Annotated in this window: 16 protein-coding genes, 1 tRNA gene and 1 other RNA gene; 10 read left to right on the forward strand and 8 right to left on the reverse strand. The window is 40.1% G+C overall.

Going from position 1 to position 15,035, the window contains the following annotated elements; genetic code table 11:
- The first annotated feature begins 207 nt into the window (after positions 1-207).
- Positions 208-786 carry a hypothetical protein gene (locus tag HBL79_RS05540; protein WP_035684562.1) on the forward strand — a complete coding sequence of 193 codons (579 nt, stop codon included), beginning with the start codon at positions 208-210 and terminating at the stop codon, positions 784-786.
- A 194-nt stretch (positions 787-980) separates the two neighbouring features.
- Positions 981-2,423, forward strand: coding sequence for an autotransporter domain-containing protein (locus HBL79_RS05545; RefSeq protein ID WP_046097402.1), 1,443 nt, complete (start codon positions 981-983; stop codon positions 2,421-2,423).
- 84 nt (positions 2,424-2,507) lie between these two features.
- Here HBL79_RS05545 and cspD read toward each other — a convergent pair whose 3' ends face one another.
- The gene (cspD, locus tag HBL79_RS05550) at positions 2,508-2,729 is read right to left on the reverse strand and encodes a cold shock domain-containing protein CspD (protein WP_026138643.1); all 222 of its coding nucleotides are present in this window, start codon (positions 2,727-2,729) and stop codon (positions 2,508-2,510) included.
- 235 nt (positions 2,730-2,964) lie between these two features.
- Positions 2,965-3,135, reverse strand: a complete 171-nt coding sequence (locus HBL79_RS05555; protein WP_017807439.1) for a YoaH family protein — start codon at positions 3,133-3,135, stop codon at positions 2,965-2,967.
- 78 nt (positions 3,136-3,213) lie between these two features.
- On the opposite strand from HBL79_RS05555, the gene HBL79_RS05560 reads away from it, so the two are divergent.
- A complete protein-coding gene (locus HBL79_RS05560; protein ID WP_035684556.1) occupies positions 3,214-4,218 on the forward strand; it encodes an ornithine carbamoyltransferase in 1,005 nt (334 codons plus the stop codon).
- A gap of 53 nt (positions 4,219-4,271) precedes the next feature.
- On the opposite strand, the gene folC is transcribed toward HBL79_RS05560, so the two are convergent.
- The 4 genes from folC to smrB form a co-directional block, all read right to left on the reverse strand.
- Positions 4,272-5,600, reverse strand: a complete 1,329-nt coding sequence (gene folC / locus HBL79_RS05565; RefSeq protein ID WP_035684554.1) for a bifunctional tetrahydrofolate synthase/dihydrofolate synthase — start codon at positions 5,598-5,600, stop codon at positions 4,272-4,274.
- Positions 5,593-6,492 (reverse strand): acetyl-CoA carboxylase, carboxyltransferase subunit beta, encoded by a 900-nt coding sequence (gene accD / locus HBL79_RS05570; RefSeq protein WP_035684552.1) that lies wholly within the window; start codon positions 6,490-6,492, stop codon positions 5,593-5,595. Before accD ends, folC begins: the two co-directional genes overlap by 8 nt.
- A 47-nt stretch (positions 6,493-6,539) precedes the next feature.
- Positions 6,540-7,358 (reverse strand): tRNA pseudouridine(38-40) synthase TruA, encoded by an 819-nt coding sequence (gene truA, locus HBL79_RS05575; protein WP_035684549.1) that lies wholly within the window; start codon positions 7,356-7,358, stop codon positions 6,540-6,542.
- Positions 7,359-7,559: 201 nt separating this feature from the next.
- Positions 7,560-8,063 carry an endonuclease SmrB gene (gene smrB, locus HBL79_RS05580; protein ID WP_035684547.1) on the reverse strand — a complete coding sequence of 168 codons (504 nt, stop codon included), beginning with the start codon at positions 8,061-8,063 and terminating at the stop codon, positions 7,560-7,562.
- Between the two features lie 95 nt (positions 8,064-8,158).
- Between smrB and prmB the strand changes: the two genes are divergently transcribed.
- Positions 8,159-9,100: a 50S ribosomal protein L3 N(5)-glutamine methyltransferase gene (gene prmB / locus HBL79_RS05585; RefSeq protein ID WP_035684544.1), complete on the forward strand. Its 942-nt coding sequence runs from the start codon at positions 8,159-8,161 to the stop codon at positions 9,098-9,100.
- A 67-nt stretch (positions 9,101-9,167) separates the two neighbouring features.
- On the opposite strand, the gene rnpB is transcribed toward prmB, so the two are convergent.
- An RNA gene (gene rnpB / locus HBL79_RS05590) (RNase P RNA component class A) lies at positions 9,168-9,558 on the reverse strand.
- A gap of 120 nt (positions 9,559-9,678) precedes the next feature.
- Between rnpB and HBL79_RS05595 the strand changes: the two genes are divergently transcribed.
- The 3 genes from HBL79_RS05595 (at position 9,679) to HBL79_RS05605 (ending at position 11,447) form a co-directional block, all read left to right on the forward strand.
- Positions 9,679-10,614 (forward strand): KpsF/GutQ family sugar isomerase, encoded by a 936-nt coding sequence (locus tag HBL79_RS05595; RefSeq protein WP_035684542.1) that lies wholly within the window; start codon positions 9,679-9,681, stop codon positions 10,612-10,614.
- 4 nt (positions 10,615-10,618) lie between these two features.
- Positions 10,619-11,167 carry a KdsC family phosphatase gene (locus HBL79_RS05600; RefSeq protein WP_035684541.1) on the forward strand — a complete coding sequence of 183 codons (549 nt, stop codon included), beginning with the start codon at positions 10,619-10,621 and terminating at the stop codon, positions 11,165-11,167.
- Positions 11,168-11,360: 193 nt separating this feature from the next.
- Positions 11,361-11,447, forward strand: a tRNA-Leu gene (locus HBL79_RS05605).
- A gap of 287 nt (positions 11,448-11,734) precedes the next feature.
- Here HBL79_RS05605 and mdh read toward each other — a convergent pair.
- On the reverse strand, positions 11,735-12,670 hold the full coding sequence (mdh, locus tag HBL79_RS05610) for a malate dehydrogenase (RefSeq protein WP_035684539.1): 936 nt from the start codon (positions 12,668-12,670) through the stop codon (positions 11,735-11,737).
- A gap of 225 nt (positions 12,671-12,895) precedes the next feature.
- Here mdh and argR point away from each other — a divergent pair, with 225 nt between their 5' ends.
- The 3 genes from argR (at position 12,896) to rsxA (ending at position 15,035) form a co-directional block, all read left to right on the forward strand.
- Positions 12,896-13,363 carry a transcriptional regulator ArgR gene (argR, locus tag HBL79_RS05615; protein WP_017806162.1) on the forward strand — a complete coding sequence of 156 codons (468 nt, stop codon included), beginning with the start codon at positions 12,896-12,898 and terminating at the stop codon, positions 13,361-13,363.
- Positions 13,363-14,256: a TIGR01777 family oxidoreductase gene (locus tag HBL79_RS05620; protein WP_017806161.1), complete on the forward strand. Its 894-nt coding sequence runs from the start codon at positions 13,363-13,365 to the stop codon at positions 14,254-14,256. Before argR ends, HBL79_RS05620 begins: the two co-directional genes overlap by 1 nt.
- 197 nt (positions 14,257-14,453) lie before the next feature.
- Positions 14,454-15,035 (forward strand): electron transport complex subunit RsxA, encoded by a 582-nt coding sequence (gene rsxA / locus HBL79_RS05625; protein ID WP_017806160.1) that lies wholly within the window; start codon positions 14,454-14,456, stop codon positions 15,033-15,035.

Raw genomic sequence — 15,035 nt, forward strand, 5'->3', positions numbered from 1 at the left:
GCTTTATCCATTGATTTTTTATTAATTTTTCAACACATCAAATTAATCAAATAGAGGTATTACACTAGAAAAAAAGAATAATTTAATTTTAAAATGCTTATTTTATACACAAAACAAATAATTAATTGTTTATTTTTTTTTATTTTTGTTACAGACTATGCACCCCAATTCTAGTACTTATCTTCATATTAAAAATTAGGAGTAAAAATGAAAAAATCATTATTAGCAACATTAATTCTAGGCGTTACTTTGGGAACAACAGGCTGCTTTGATAAAGAAACTAAGCAAACTATTACTCAAAAAACCGCTGAATTAAAGGATACTGTTGTAGAAAAAGCAACGGATGTTAAAAATGTTGTAGTTGAAAAAGCCGCTGAAACTAAAGAGGCTGTAGCAGAGCAAGCTACTGATGTTAAAAACGCTGTAGTAGAAAAAGCCGCCGATGTTAAAGACGCTGTAGTAGAAAAAGCCGCTGATGTTAAAGACGCTGTGGTAGAAAAAGCCGCTGATGTTAAAGACGCAGCAGTAGAAAAAGCCGCCGATGTTACAGGTGCTGTAGTAGAAAAAGCCGCCGATGTTAAAGATGCAGCAGTAGAAAAAGCCGCTGATGTTACAGGTGCTGTAGTAGAAAAATCGACTGATGTTAAAGACGCTGTAGTAGAAAAAGCCGCTGATGTTAAAGACGCTGTAGTAGAAAAAGCTGCTGATGTTAAAGATGCTGTAGTAGAAAAAGCTGCTGATGTGAAAGATGCGACAATTGAAAAAATTGAATCTATAACAAAATAATATAAATACTTATTCAAGTGGTTATAAAAACCACTTGAATTATTCCACAATATTCTTATCCACATCTTAAAATAACTTTAAATATACTTATTTTTGTGTATAATTCTTTCCTGCTTCGTCCTGTAGGGGGGGGGTAGAATGCTCTTTCACTTCCTATAGTTTCACTTAAACTTTATTACAAAGCAGGTATCTATATGAAAAATGTGAAAACATTACCTCTCAACATTTTTACTTCCGCCCTATTTAGTATGGGTCTCCTTATTTCATCAAATGCCCAAGCAAACTATAATTTAGCAAAATCCTCACTAGATGAGATTCGCCGTGATGCTCAAATTGAGTTAAATAAGGCTATTGACGCTACTAATAAAACAAAAGCAACACTACAAAAAATGGGAGCAAGTCCTTTTTCTGGTGTTATTCTAGGCTTAATGTTAGGCAAGGGTAACAACTATACCTACAATGATTTTGTTAAAGACTTTAATTCGCTACCAACTGAAAAACAATATGACGTACTTGGCGAGATTGGTAACAAATCCACTGTCTTAAGTCGAAGAGGGCTAGATGCACTATTACAACCATCAGGTGTAAATTTATCTGAACTAGGAAAAGAAGGAATTACCGCATATGTTTCTTACAAATACTTTGAGGCACTAAGAAAATTTGAAGATGATAATATGTCATATCTTTCAGATATTCAACATGGTCCAAATCTTATCGCCAGTCAATATGCAGAGTTGCAATTTAATTTACATATGTTGAATAAAATGAATAAGTTCCAATCTGGAGCCTATGCTGACTTAGTAAATACTTCGCTTTATGAGAAAGAAGTTAATGTAAAAATGCCTTATTTGGTGGTGGGATACCAGTATCAAATTGGTAACAATATGAAATTAGGTACATTTGCAAACTTTGCTGTAGATAGCATTTCACGCAATAGCAAATATTCAAAAGACGATGAGGCTATAGGAATTGGCTTTAATGCAAGCTACAAATGGGGAGCAAGTACTATTGCATTACTTACCAACATTATTCGCCACAACCAAAGTTTCACGGCAAACCAATCTGAAATTTTCACCGTTTACCCACCAACGGCTCGTTACCATCTTTATAGTGGAAATGTTACTTTCAAGGCTGACTATGCCTATCAAACAACAGCGGCTTTATCTCTCACCCCAGGTTTAACTTACCAATATAACTATACCCAAGGTAAAGAGGTTGAAACTAACTCCCCCGGTGCAGATTTTACTTCACCATCATTAAAAACTCAGAGTGTAGGATTAAACTTACTCACTCAATATCAACAAAATGGCTGGACTATTGGGCTTGATTTAGGTGCTGCTTATTTTAAACTCCGTTCCGGTGAAACCAATGAATTTGGTAAATTAGGTTATTATCAATCCATTGATTTATCCGATACTTCTAACACAGTGCAAGCAGATAGAAAAGTTTACTATGTACAATCTAAAGACCGCACTTATAGAAAAAATCTATCTGAATATAAGTTATATGCCAACTTGGATTTTAGTAAAAAACTCAATGATAAAGTGAACGTAGAAACAATGATTGGCTATACACATTATACGAAAACGAAATTGCACGGCGTAAACTGGGGTGTCAAATTTAGTTATTTATTCTAAATCTTGATAAAAATAAACGCCCTTATTAACTAAGGGCGTTTTTATTATTAGATAAAATTTGTTCGAAAATAAATAAAAAAGTAATTAGCTATTTTTCGTTTCAAAAATAGGTACTATCTTGGTTGCATGCGACCCTTTTTCTCCATGCACCACCTCAAAATTGACTTTCTGTCCTGCTTTCAAAGAACGATAGCCTTCCATTTCAATCACTGAATAATGAGCAAAAATATCTGATTCACACCCTTCTGCAGAAATAAATCCAAATCCTTTTGCGTTATTGAACCATTTAACAACACCAATTTCCATAATAAACATTTAACCTCTAAATGGATTTTCTATCTAAGATAGAATTTTTAACTTCATAAAGCATCTTGCCTTACTCCCTAAGTGGTACATAATCATTAAATAAATTTATTCTTTTATCAATAAAAAATAGTCTAAAATCAAACAGAGATCACAAAATTTATTTATATATGTATAGCTTACACAATTCAGCAACTAAATAATTATTCCCCATACGTTTTATTTCTCTAAGAAATCGTTATTTAACATTATTTTTTTCCTTGTTTTTTTGATGCTGCTCTCTCAGTTCTTTAGCGACTATCGAAATTGCTTCCCCACTATTCACTCCCTGAGCCATTAATACCTGAATTTTTTCTACGGCTTGTTGCTGTTGTTCGTGAGTTAAACTTAATAATGCCTGATCTAACATATTTTTACCTTTATTAAACAAAAAGAAATCAGTAATATACCAATAAAATTTACAAACACAACTCGAGAGGAAACAATTATGCCTTTTAACTTAAAAAACCGTCATTTACTCAGCCTTGTTCATCACACCCCACAGGAAATCCAATTTTTACTTCAACTAGCCAAAGAATTAAAACAGGCTAAATACACAGGAACGGAACAACCTAGATTAAAAGGAAAAAATATTGCTCTCATTTTTGAAAAAACCTCTACCCGAACACGTTGCTCTTTTGAGGTGGCTGCTTACGATCAAGGGGCGAATGTAACCTATATTGATCCAAACTCCTCCCAAATTGGTCATAAAGAAAGTATGAAAGATACCGCACGCGTGCTTGGAAGAATGTATGACGCCATTGAATATCGCGGTTTTAAGCAGTCTATTGTTAATGAATTAGCCCAATATGCTGGCGTTCCGGTTTTCAATGGACTTACTGATGAATTTCACCCAACTCAAATGCTAGCAGATGTGCTTACAATGATGGAACATTGCGACAAACCGTTGTCAGACATTAGCTATGTGTATATTGGTGATGCACGCAATAATATGGGAAATTCATTGTTATTAATCGGGGCAAAATTAGGAATGGACGTACGCATTTGTGCACCAAAAGCCTTGCAACCAGAAGCGGAATTAGTGGCAATATGTCAGGAGTTCGCACAGCAAACAGGAGCAAGAATCACCATTACAGAAGATGTAGAGCTTGCCGTGAAAGGCGTTGATTTCGTGCATACGGACGTTTGGGTATCAATGGGCGAACCACTTGAAAGCTGGGGCGAACGCATTAATTTGCTGTTACCTTATCAAGTAACCCCTGCTCTAATGCAACGCAGCGGCAATCCTAAAGTGAAGTTTATGCACTGCCTGCCCGCTTTCCATAATTGCGAAACCGAAGTCGGCAAAAAAATCGCCGAAAAATACCCGCACTTAGCAAATGGCATTGAAGTCACGGAAGATGTGTTTGAATCACCAATGAACATTGCCTTTGACCAAGCAGAAAACCGTATGCATACCATTAAAGCGGTAATGGTGGCGTCTTTAGCATAATGATTTCATTGATATTATAACTGCCACAAAAAATGCCCTTAATCGGGCATTTTTTATGCTAATAATTCCAACAACTGCCCTACGGTATAAAACGAACCAAAAACGAGTAGGACATCATTTTCTTGCGAATTTTGCACCGCACTTTGTAGTGCTTGCTCCATTGAAGAAGATGAACTTGCTTTCAGCGTTTTGTTTTGCGATAACGCCACCGCTTGCAGTTCGGCTAACAATTCTTCGCCACGTTGTCCGCGATAACCTGACAAGCTAATACAGTGCCATTCATCAATCACATCAAGCAATGGAGAAAGCACGCCTTGCGTGTCTTTGTCTTTCAAAATGCCACAAACCGCCAGAATACGTTGTGTCGGATTTTTAAGTGCGGTCAGTTTCTCGGCTAAATATTTCGCGGCGTGTGGATTATGCCCTACGTCTAAAATTGTTTGTGGCAATGTCTTTTCACTACAAGCGAGTTTTTCTGCCAAGCGGTGTCGTTGCTCATCATTCAATGCCTGAAAACGTCCCGCAAGCTGAACCTGTTGCAAGGCTTCGCGAATCTGAACTTCAGTAATATTAAACGGTAAATAAGGCAACACCGCTAAAGCCGTTGCGGCATTGGCAAGTGGTATATGCGGAAAGGGTAAATTTTCTAACTGCACTTTTTCATTTTGCCATTGCCAATCAGAGGTTGAGGCGGTGAAATGCCAATCCACATCGCGGCGGCTAACTTGGCAATGCAATTTTTCAGCCTGTGCTAACATTGAATGAGGTACATTTGGCTCGCCGATGATAACGGGTTTATTCGCCCGAAAAATCCCCGCTTTTTCAAAGGCAATTTGCTCTCGTGTATCCCCGAGAAAGTCGGTGTGATCAATATCGATACTGGTAATCACCGCCAGATCGCTATCCACAATATTAGTGGCATCTAAACGCCCGCCTAGCCCCACTTCTAAAATCACCACATCAAGCTGTGCCTGTTTGAACAAATGCAATGCGGATAAGGTGCTATATTCAAAATAAGTCAAAGATTGCGTTTTATTTTGCTCAATAAAGGCAAAAGACGCACTGTGTTGTTCATCAGGCAATTCTTGATTTTGAATGCGTACCCGTTCGTTATAACGCAGTAAATGGGGCGAAGAATACACGCCAACGCGATACCCTGCATTGAGCAAAATGCCCTCCAACAAACGGCAGGTTGTGCCTTTGCCATTTGTTCCCCCTACGGTAATTACAAAAGGGGCGGGATTTAATAAATCAAGTTGCTCCGCTACGGATTTAATACGCTCTAAGCCCAGATCAATGGCTTTGAAATGGCTTTGCTCTAAATAAGAAAGCCACTGCGACAATGGCGAAGTGGCTGTTAATTGATGACGATGGTTATTCATTCTCTGGCAGATTTTCGACGAGTTCAGGCTCAACAAAAGGCGAAGGTTTATTGGACAGTTTGCTTAATAAACTAGCCAAAGTATCACGCATTTCACCGCGTTTCACGATCATATCAATCGCCCCTTTCTCTAGTAAAAACTCACTGCGTTGGAAGCCTTCGGGCAGTTTTTCACGCACAGTTTGTTCAATAACGCGAGGGCCAGCGAAGCCAATTAAGGCTTTCGGCTCGGCAATGTTAATATCCCCAAGCATCGCAAAACTGGCTGAAACACCGCCCAACGTTGGATCAGTGAGAACGGAAATAAACGGCACGCCTTTTTCACGCATTCTTGCTAACACTGCACTGGTTTTTGCCATTTGCATTAGAGAAATCAAGGCTTCTTGCATTCTCGCCCCACCGCTGGCAGAAAAACAGACAAAAGGACAATTTTCTTCAATGGCTTTTTCGGCAGCTTTGACAAATTTCGCCCCCACCACTGCCCCCATTGAACCGCCCATAAAGCTAAAGTTTGAAGCGGCGGTAACCACAGGCATTCCATATAATGTTCCAGCCATTGCGATTAACGCGTCTTTTTCGCCCGTTTCTTTTTGTGCGGCTGAGATACGATCTTTATATTTCTTCAAATCTTTAAATTTCAGCACATCTTTTGGCTCTAAATCGGCTGCAATTTCTACCGCACTTTCTTTATCTAACAATGCCAATAAACGGGTGCGAGCGTCAATACGCATATGGTGTCCACATTTTGGACAAACTTCTAAATTGCGTGTTAATTCATCGCGATATAACACTTGTTCGCAAGAAGTACATTTCGTCCACACGCCTTCTGGCACATTTGCTTTACGCGAATTGGAAGAGGTATTCTTACTAAAAATTCGATCAATCCAGCTCATTCTAAACCTTTCTTATTAACAAAAAATTCCGCTTATTACACCATAATTTAAGGCAATATTCTAGCGTTAAAATCTGACAACTGATCCGACAAATACAACGGCCCAAGTGCATTTTGCGGGATTTCAAAGGACGAAGGGTAATGCACTTGCACCAAATAAAGCCCTTCAGGTTTCGCAGTGGGTGCGGCGAGTTTACGGTTTCGTTGTGCCAACAGCCAGCTAATCCATTCCACAGGCTGCCGCCCTGCACCTACTTCCATTAGGCTGCCTACAATGTTTCTCACCATATGATGTACAAAGGCATTGGCTTGAATATCCACGATGATGTATTTCCCTTGTCTGACCACATTCAGATGATGAATATTCCGCCACGGCGTATTAGATTGGCACTGTGCCGCTCGAAACGAGGAAAAATCATTCTCTCCAAGCAACGCTTGCCCCGCTTGGTGCATTAATTGGTGATCTAAAGGCTGATGATAATGGGTTACGCCCTCAGGTAAAATCGCCGATCGCAATTTATTATTGTAAATCACATAGCGATAACGGCGGGCAGTGGCACTAAAACGAGCGTGAAAATCATCGCTCACCTGCTTTGCCCAAGACACGGCAATATCATCAGGCAAATTCGCATTCACCCCAAAGCTCCACGCCGTTTCTGCACGCACCGCATTGGTTTCAAAATGTACCACCTGCCCCGTAGCGTGTACCCCTGAATCCGTCCGCCCCGCACAGAAAATTTGGCATTCCTCATTCGCCACAAAAGAAATGGCTTTTTCTAAACATTCCTGCACGCTAGCCACCTTTTCTTGTTTCTGCCAGCCAAAATAATTTTTTCCGTTATATTCAATGCCGAGGGCGATTTTCATTTTACGATCCTTACTAATCAAAGAGAGAAGCATTATAAAGTAAATTTAGATCTTGATGAACTCTTAACAGAAGTCCCTACTAGATGGTGAAATTTCAGATAGGATCCCACTAAAATTTAGCCAACAGTTAGGCTATGAAAAAATTATTGCTATTTTGACCCGCACTTTAGATTATCAAATAAAGCCTCTGCAGATGTCATCTTATACATCAAGTAAAACTAAAATGGCAGCTTCTCCTCCCCACTCTTTCGGTGCTTGATGTAATGCCCTTACTCTTGGATATTGTACCAACCATCGGGGTATTTGACGTTTTAACGTATAAGTGCCATATCCAGTCATAATGCTCGCACAATAAATATGTTCTCTTTCGCAAGCTTGAAGCAATGCCACTAATTCTAATTTAGCCTGCTCCCTCGTTAATCCATGTAAATCTAAAAAGATTTCAGGAGAAAAATCACCTCGTCGCAACTGTTTAAGTAAATAGCTATCTTCCCCACTTCGTAGATATTTGAATCCCCCCTCTTCATTCAATAAGGGTTCATAATCATCAGAAAAAAAGAATAGTGTATCCTCTTTTTCTCGCTGTTCTCTCAACCTCTGATTTGGGTTAGGCTTTTTATAAACAGGTATAATCTCATTTTGCTTCAAAGGTTTTATTCCTTGAACCTCATCACGGAATAGGACTAAATCTTCATCTTTTAACATATTCTCTATCTAACTACGAAAAAATAAACTTAATCATAGCATAGGATTATGTTATAAATAGCTTCAATTTAATCCTTTTAACTAGGAAATAGTTGATGAATAACTACAATCAAGAATTAACGTCCCAAATTAACACTGACGACGTTATCGCTTCGTTAAAAACAATTAAAGACTTCATTCGCTGGACATATAGCACATTTAATTGCTCAAATTTATACTATGGACACGGCTATGACAATGCTTGGGATGAAGCCCAACAACTCGTTCTAAGTGGTCTTAAATTGCCTTTTGATATTCCAAATGAGTTATATGATACTAATCTAACCCAGAGTGAAAAATCAAAACTCATCACCCTTATTGTTGCTCGTATTGAACAGCGAATACCTATTGCCTATTTAACCCATAGTGCTTGGTTTTGTGGTTTAGAATTTTATGTGGATGAACGTGTTATTATTCCTCGTTCCCCTATTAGTGCGTTAATCGAAGAAAAATTTGCTGGTATTCTAAAACATCCCCCAAAAAGAATTATGGATATGTGTACAGGGAGCGGTTGTATCGCTATCGCTTGTGCAATGCAGTTTCCTAATGCTGAAGTCGATGCAATTGATCTTTCTACAGATGCATTAGATGTTGCTGAAATCAACATTACCCACCATAATTTGAACGATCGCGTATTTCCTATACAATCAGATTTATTCTTTAATATCCCTTTAGATAAATATGATTTAATCGTAGCCAATCCTCCCTATGTCGATCAAGAAGATCTTGATGAAATGCCAGAGGAATACCATTACGAACCTGAAATGGCACTAGGTTCTGGAATCGATGGTCTAGATATTACAAAAAGGATTTTAAAATCTGCTGCGGATTATTTAACTGACGACGGTATACTTATCTGTGAAGTTGGAAACAGTATGATTCACTTGATTGAGCAATTCCCCAATGTTCCTTTTAATTGGCTAGAATTAAAAAATGGTGGCGTTGGAGTATTCTCATTAGGTAAAAAAGATCTTATTTATTTTAAAGAATCCCTCTAAACTAAAATATCTTGCTTTAAAAAAATATTTCTTAAGTTTAAAGCCTCCAAAATGGAGGCTATTTTATTCCTTGAGTTAGTCGATAAGCCGGGTTCTGTCGTTGAACAATCATTCATCTAGGCGTTTGTTCACACAAACGCTCAAGCAACCTACCCGAACTCTGAGCGGGCCACCCATTGAGTTCCTATTTGGTCTTGCTACGAGTGGAGTTTACCCTGCTGTGAAATGTTACCACCCACACGGTGCGCTCTTACCGCACCCTTTCACCCTTACCTGATCTCAAACGAGCCATCGGCGGTCTGCTCTCTGCTGCACTTGTCGTAGGCTCTCGCCTCCCAGACGTTATCTGGCACTCTGCCCTATGTAGCCCGGACTTTCCTCTCGTCTATTTGTCCCACTAGGTCGTTTATACAAACGGTTTAGGGCTTCAATAAACCAGCGATTGTTTGGCTAACTCAGGGCGAGAGTATAACGGAATATCAAACAAATGCAAGAAAACTCAGAAAAATGACTGCTAGAGTTCGCAAAAAACTTACGCTAAAATAACCGCACTTTTGCTGAATATAAAAGGGGCAACAATGGATTATCTCAAAATCGCACAAGACACCCTTGCGGTGGAACAGAAAGCCTTGCTACAACTAAGCCAACGTTTAGATGAACAATTCAACCAAGTAGTGGAATTAATTCTACATTGTGAAGGGCGTTTAGTGGTGGGCGGAATTGGTAAATCAGGTCTGATTGGTAAGAAAATGGTTGCCACCTTTGCTTCCACTGGCACGCCTAGCTTTTTTTTGCACCCAACGGAAGCCTTTCACGGTGATTTGGGAATGCTCAAGCCCATTGATATTGTGATGTTGATTTCATACAGTGGCGAAACCGATGACGTAAACAAACTCATTCCAAGCCTCAAGAATTTTGGTAATAAAATCATTGCTTTAACTAGCAATAAGCAATCTACCCTCGCCAAACACGCGGACTATGTGCTGGATATTACCGTTGAGCGAGAAGTTTGCCCGAATAATCTTGCCCCCACCACTTCGGCACTGGTAACGCTGGCACTCAGCGATGCCCTTGCGGTGGCATTAATTACCGCTAGAAATTTCCAACCTGAAGATTTTGCCAAATATCACCCCGGTGGTAGCCTTGGCAAACGTTTGCTTTCTCGCGTGAAAGATCAAATGCAAACGAAGCTCCCTATCGCTCAACTGGATACGTCTTTTGTCGATTGTCTCACCATTATGAACGAGGGGCGTATGGGCGTTGCTATTGTAATGCAAGATGATGAATTAAAAGGCATTATTACTGATGGTGATATTCGCCGCACGTTGAGCAAACAGGGGGCTGCTGCCCTCAACACAACCGCACAAGAAATAATGACCACCAATCCGAAAACCATTTCTTCTCATTGTTATTTGGCAGAAGCGGAAAACTTTATGAAAGAAAATAAAATCCATTCCTTAATTGCCTTAGATGAGAATAATAAAGTGGTCGGCTTAATTGAATTTTCGAGCTAATACTATGATTTTAAATGAAAAACTCCAAGCAATAAAACTGGTGATTACCGATGTTGATGGCGTTCTCACCGACGGGCTTCTCCATTACGATGCCAATGGCGAAGCGATCAAAAGTTTCCACGTTCGCGATGGATTAGGCATTAGAATGTTAATGGAAAATGGCGTGCAAGTGGCCGTGTTATCGGGACGGGATTCGCCGATTTTACGCAAACGCCTTGCCGATTTAGGGATCAGCCTTTTTCTGCTCGGCAAATTAGAAAAAGAAAGTGCCTGCTTTGAATTAATGCAGCAAGCGGGCGTTACCCCCGAGCAAACCGCTTATATTGGCGATGACAGCGTCGATCTCCCCGCTTTCGCCGTGTGCGGGCTTTCCTTTGCGGTGGGCGATGCGATGGATTATGTACAAAACTGTGCGGATTATGTGTTACAACATCACGGCGGCAAAGGGGCGTTTCGAGAAATGTCGGATATGATTATGCAAGCCCAAGGCACAAGCGATGCCTATGCCACCGCTCGCGGTTTTTTGAAAACCGTTGAAAATATGGCACAATAGCTTCACAGCCATAGCTATTCTTTTTTATTTATAAATCGCTATTTTTTAAATTTAAACGACAATTAATGCGGAGGGATTGAGTAATTTTAATGCACTTGTACCAAAAAAAATAAATTTTACTTGCAAGTAAAAATGAAACTCGTATAATTCGGGGCGTTCTAAAGACAAAGCAATTTGTTAAATAGAATATTTTGCCAGTGTGACGAAATTGGTAGACGTAGCGGATTCAAAATCCGCCGCCCTTAAAAGCGTGTCGGTTCGAGTCCGACCACTGGCACCAATCCCATCATAGACACTTTCAATTTTTATTCCCGATTTTAGGAAAATCATTGTGAATCCTATCTATTCTTGATTTGCATAAATAAAATCTGTGATACTAATCCTGTAGTAAAAATAGTTATATATGATATTCCACTCAACATTCTATCTTACTTCTAAATTTAAATAAGCCTACCCCCGAATCATAGAGAAATAATAAAAAAGCGTGGTTGATAACTCCTTTACCAACCACGCTAATACTTACAGTTAAAAACACGTTACTTGAATAGAAGTAACATTAATTTAAAACTAGCTATTAATAAATTTCTCTCCTAACTCAATATCCGCACGTAATGTTGGGAGCATTGCTTCTAGGGCGTTTTGTTCAAAGGCACTTAGCTCGCCAATTGGGAGGATTTCTTCCACACCCTCTTTGCCTAAGCGGACAGGTTGGGCGAAGAAGCGAGCATATTTGCCATCGCCCTCAACATAGCTGCACTCCACCACAGTTTCACCACTTAAGCCTTTTACTAATGAACGAGCAAAACGGGCGGCAGCTTGTGCCATAGATAAAGTTGCTGACCCGCCACCTGCTTTGGCTTCCACCACTTCAGTCCCTGCATTTTGGATACGTTTTGTCAATGGGGCGATTTCTTCCTCTTCCCATTCCGCATATTGCACTTGCGATAATAAAGGCAAGATCGTAACGCCTGAGTGTCCACCAATCACTGGTACTGCGGTACGAGAAACATCAAGATTTTTTAACTCAGCCACAAAGGTTTCTGAACGAAGCACATCAAGAGTAGTCACACCAAATAATTTACGCTTATCATACACCCCAGCTTTTTTCAACACTTCTGCCGCAATCGCAACAGTGGTATTCACAGGGTTGGTGATGATACCGATACAAGCTTTCGGGCAAACTTGAGCGACTTTTTCCACCAAATTACGCACGATACCCGCATTAATGTTGAACAGATCTGAGCGATCCATACCTGGTTTGCGGGCAACACCTGCGGAAATTAGCACCACATTAGCCCCTTCTAGTGCTGGCGTAGGATCTTCACCTGCAAATCCCTGTACTTTTACCGCCGTAGGAATATGGCTTACATCTGCCGCTACGCCAGGAGTTACTGGGGCAATATCATATAATGATAATTCTGAACCTGCCGGCAATTGTAGCTTTAATAACAAAGCCAAGGCTTGACCAATACCACCAGCAGCACCTAAAACAGCAACTTTCATTTAATACTCCTCATTTCTAGCTATAAATTAATCGCCTTGGATTTTAGACTTATCTCATTACAAATTCAAACAGAGAAATTCAATACTGAGATCTAACTCAAACTTTTTGTAAAAAATCTCTCATTTTTAAGACCGCATTTTTTCACGCATTACTTTCAACTTGCATAAAAGTGAATTTTTATGCACAATTTATGCAAAATCATAATCATAGAAAATGTAATCCCAATGGCACAAGAAAAAATTGACAACTTAATCCTCGCCTTTAAAGAACTTTTAGCTCAAGAGCGTTTCGGCTCGCAGGGTGAAATTGTCACCGCCCTGCAAAACTTAGGCTTTAGCAATATTAATCAGTCTAAGGTGTCAAGAATGCTGACAAAATTTGGTGCAGTACGTACACGCAATAGCCGAATGGAAATGGTCTATTGCCTGCCAAATGAATTAAGCGTTCCCACCTCCAGCAGTCCATTAAAAAATTTAGTCATGGATATTGACCATAATGATTTTCTTGTGGTTGTAAAAACTAGCCCTGGGGCGGCTCAGCTTATCGCTCGCTTGCTTGATTCCGTCGGCAAAAGCGATGGCATTCTCGGCACGATTGCAGGTGATGACACGATTTTTATCACCCCCACGGCCGACACCTCCATTTTGCAGTTAATGCAATGTGTTCAAGAGCTGTTTGAGCGTTCATTGTAATGAATATTTTACTCACTGGCGGCACGGGCTTAATTGGCTCTGCCTTGATCCCGCTACTGTTGGCGAAACAACACCAGCTTTGTGTTTTAACCCGTCAAATTCAGCCGCTTCACTTCCCAAAAGGCGTAAAGAAAATCAATGACTTAGCTGAATTTCAACAGTTAAATGATTTTGATGCGGTGATTAATTTGGCAGGCGAACCCATTTTCGATCATCGCTGGACTGCCAAGCAAAAAGCGGAACTTTTCACCAGCCGTGTAAACTTAACCCAAAATCTGACCGCACTTATCAATCGAAGCGACAACCCGCCCCATACCTTTATTTCGGGATCAGCTTCAGGCTATTACGGCGATCATCAAGATCACTGGATCGATGAAAACTCGCCAGCTGGCACAGCTTTTCCCTCACAACTTTGCCAGCAATGGGAAGCTGCTGCTCAACAAGCCAACACCCGCGTTTGTTTGTTACGCACTGGTATGGTGTTTAGCCTTAATGGTGGTGCATTCCCCAAAATGCTAGCATTATACCGTTTCGGATTAGGCGGAAAACTGGGGAGCGGCAAACAATATTGGGCTTGGATCAGCTTGCAAGATATGATCTCAGGCATTCTCTTTCTATTAGAAAATCCACAATGCAAGGGAGCCTTCAACTTCTCCGCCCCACAGCCTATCACGAATCAAGATTTTAACCTACAACTCGGTGAATATCTAAACCGCCCGCATTTTGCCAATGTTCCTGCTTTTCTATTACGCATTTTTTTAGGCGAACGAACCCAGCTATTATTAAACAGCCAGCGAATATCGCCAAAGAAATTACGCGATGCAGGCTTTCAATTCAATATATCAAATTTTCAAGACTTCCTAACTGTAGAATTAAAAAATAAAAATCGTTAAGCCGCCCTATTTAATAGGGTTATGGGGTGGCTGAACAAGCACAAAGTGTGTTACCTAAAATTTTCTATTGTTATCAAGGTGAGAAATGGCGATAATAACAAGCTATATTTTGCTTAATGCTAACATATTTATTTAACCACTGAGCTTTCCACAATACAGAAGAATAACGAAAGAGAAAGCAACGGATAAAAACGCTTATGACCGACTATATTTTACTGATAATTAGTACCGCACTTATCAATAACTTTGTCCTAGTGAAATTCCTAGGGCTTTGTCCTTTTATGGGGGTGTCAAAAAAAATTGAAACCGCCATTGGAATGGGGCTTGCGACAATGTTTGTGCTAACCGTTGCCTCCCTTTGCTCTTACTTAATCGATCATTATTTGCTTACACCATTTAATGGGATTTTTTTACGCACGCTTTCCTTTATTTTGGTGATTGCCGTGGTGGTGCAATTTACTGAAATGGTTATCCACAAAACCAGCCCAACACTCTATCGCTTGCTTGGTGTCTTTTTGCCCTTAATCACCACCAACTGTGCGGTGTTGGGCGTGGCGTTGCTCAATGTAAACTTAGCCCACACACTCACCCAATCTGTGATTTATGGTTTCGGTGCGTCCTTAGGTTTTTCTTTGGTACTGGTGCTGTTCGCCTCTTTGCGTGAACGCCTTGCTGCCGCTGATGTGCCAATGCCATTTCGCGGGGCTTCCATTGCGTTAATCACCGCGGGCTTGATGTCCCTTGCCTTTATGGGTTTTGCGGGTTTAGTGAGAGCCTAA

It is taken from the genome of Avibacterium paragallinarum, assembly GCF_011765605.1.
In the GTDB taxonomy this organism is placed as follows: domain Bacteria; phylum Pseudomonadota; class Gammaproteobacteria; order Enterobacterales; family Pasteurellaceae; genus Avibacterium; species Avibacterium paragallinarum.

Coding starts and splice junctions, on each gene's coding strand:
- HBL79_RS05540 (WP_035684562.1), top strand. CDS start 208: ATGAAAAAATCATTATTAGCAACATTAATTCTAGGCGTTACTTTGGGA.
- HBL79_RS05545 (WP_046097402.1), top strand. CDS start 981: ATGAAAAATGTGAAAACATTACCTCTCAACATTTTTACTTCCGCCCTA.
- cspD (WP_026138643.1), bottom strand. CDS start 2,729: ATGGAAATTGGTGTTGTTAAATGGTTCAATAACGCAAAAGGATTTGGA.
- HBL79_RS05555 (WP_017807439.1), bottom strand. CDS start 3,135: ATGTTAGATCAGGCATTATTAAGTTTAACTCACGAACAACAGCAACAA.
- HBL79_RS05560 (WP_035684556.1), top strand. CDS start 3,214: ATGCCTTTTAACTTAAAAAACCGTCATTTACTCAGCCTTGTTCATCAC.
- folC (WP_035684554.1), bottom strand. CDS start 5,600: ATGAATAACCATCGTCATCAATTAACAGCCACTTCGCCATTGTCGCAG.
- accD (WP_035684552.1), bottom strand. CDS start 6,492: ATGAGCTGGATTGATCGAATTTTTAGTAAGAATACCTCTTCCAATTCG.
- truA (WP_035684549.1), bottom strand. CDS start 7,358: ATGAAAATCGCCCTCGGCATTGAATATAACGGAAAAAATTATTTTGGC.
- smrB (WP_035684547.1), bottom strand. CDS start 8,063: ATGTTAAAAGATGAAGATTTAGTCCTATTCCGTGATGAGGTTCAAGGA.
- prmB (WP_035684544.1), top strand. CDS start 8,159: ATGAATAACTACAATCAAGAATTAACGTCCCAAATTAACACTGACGAC.
- HBL79_RS05595 (WP_035684542.1), top strand. CDS start 9,679: ATGGATTATCTCAAAATCGCACAAGACACCCTTGCGGTGGAACAGAAA.
- HBL79_RS05600 (WP_035684541.1), top strand. CDS start 10,619: ATGATTTTAAATGAAAAACTCCAAGCAATAAAACTGGTGATTACCGAT.
- mdh (WP_035684539.1), bottom strand. CDS start 12,670: ATGAAAGTTGCTGTTTTAGGTGCTGCTGGTGGTATTGGTCAAGCCTTG.
- argR (WP_017806162.1), top strand. CDS start 12,896: ATGGCACAAGAAAAAATTGACAACTTAATCCTCGCCTTTAAAGAACTT.
- HBL79_RS05620 (WP_017806161.1), top strand. CDS start 13,363: ATGAATATTTTACTCACTGGCGGCACGGGCTTAATTGGCTCTGCCTTG.
- rsxA (WP_017806160.1), top strand. CDS start 14,454: ATGACCGACTATATTTTACTGATAATTAGTACCGCACTTATCAATAAC.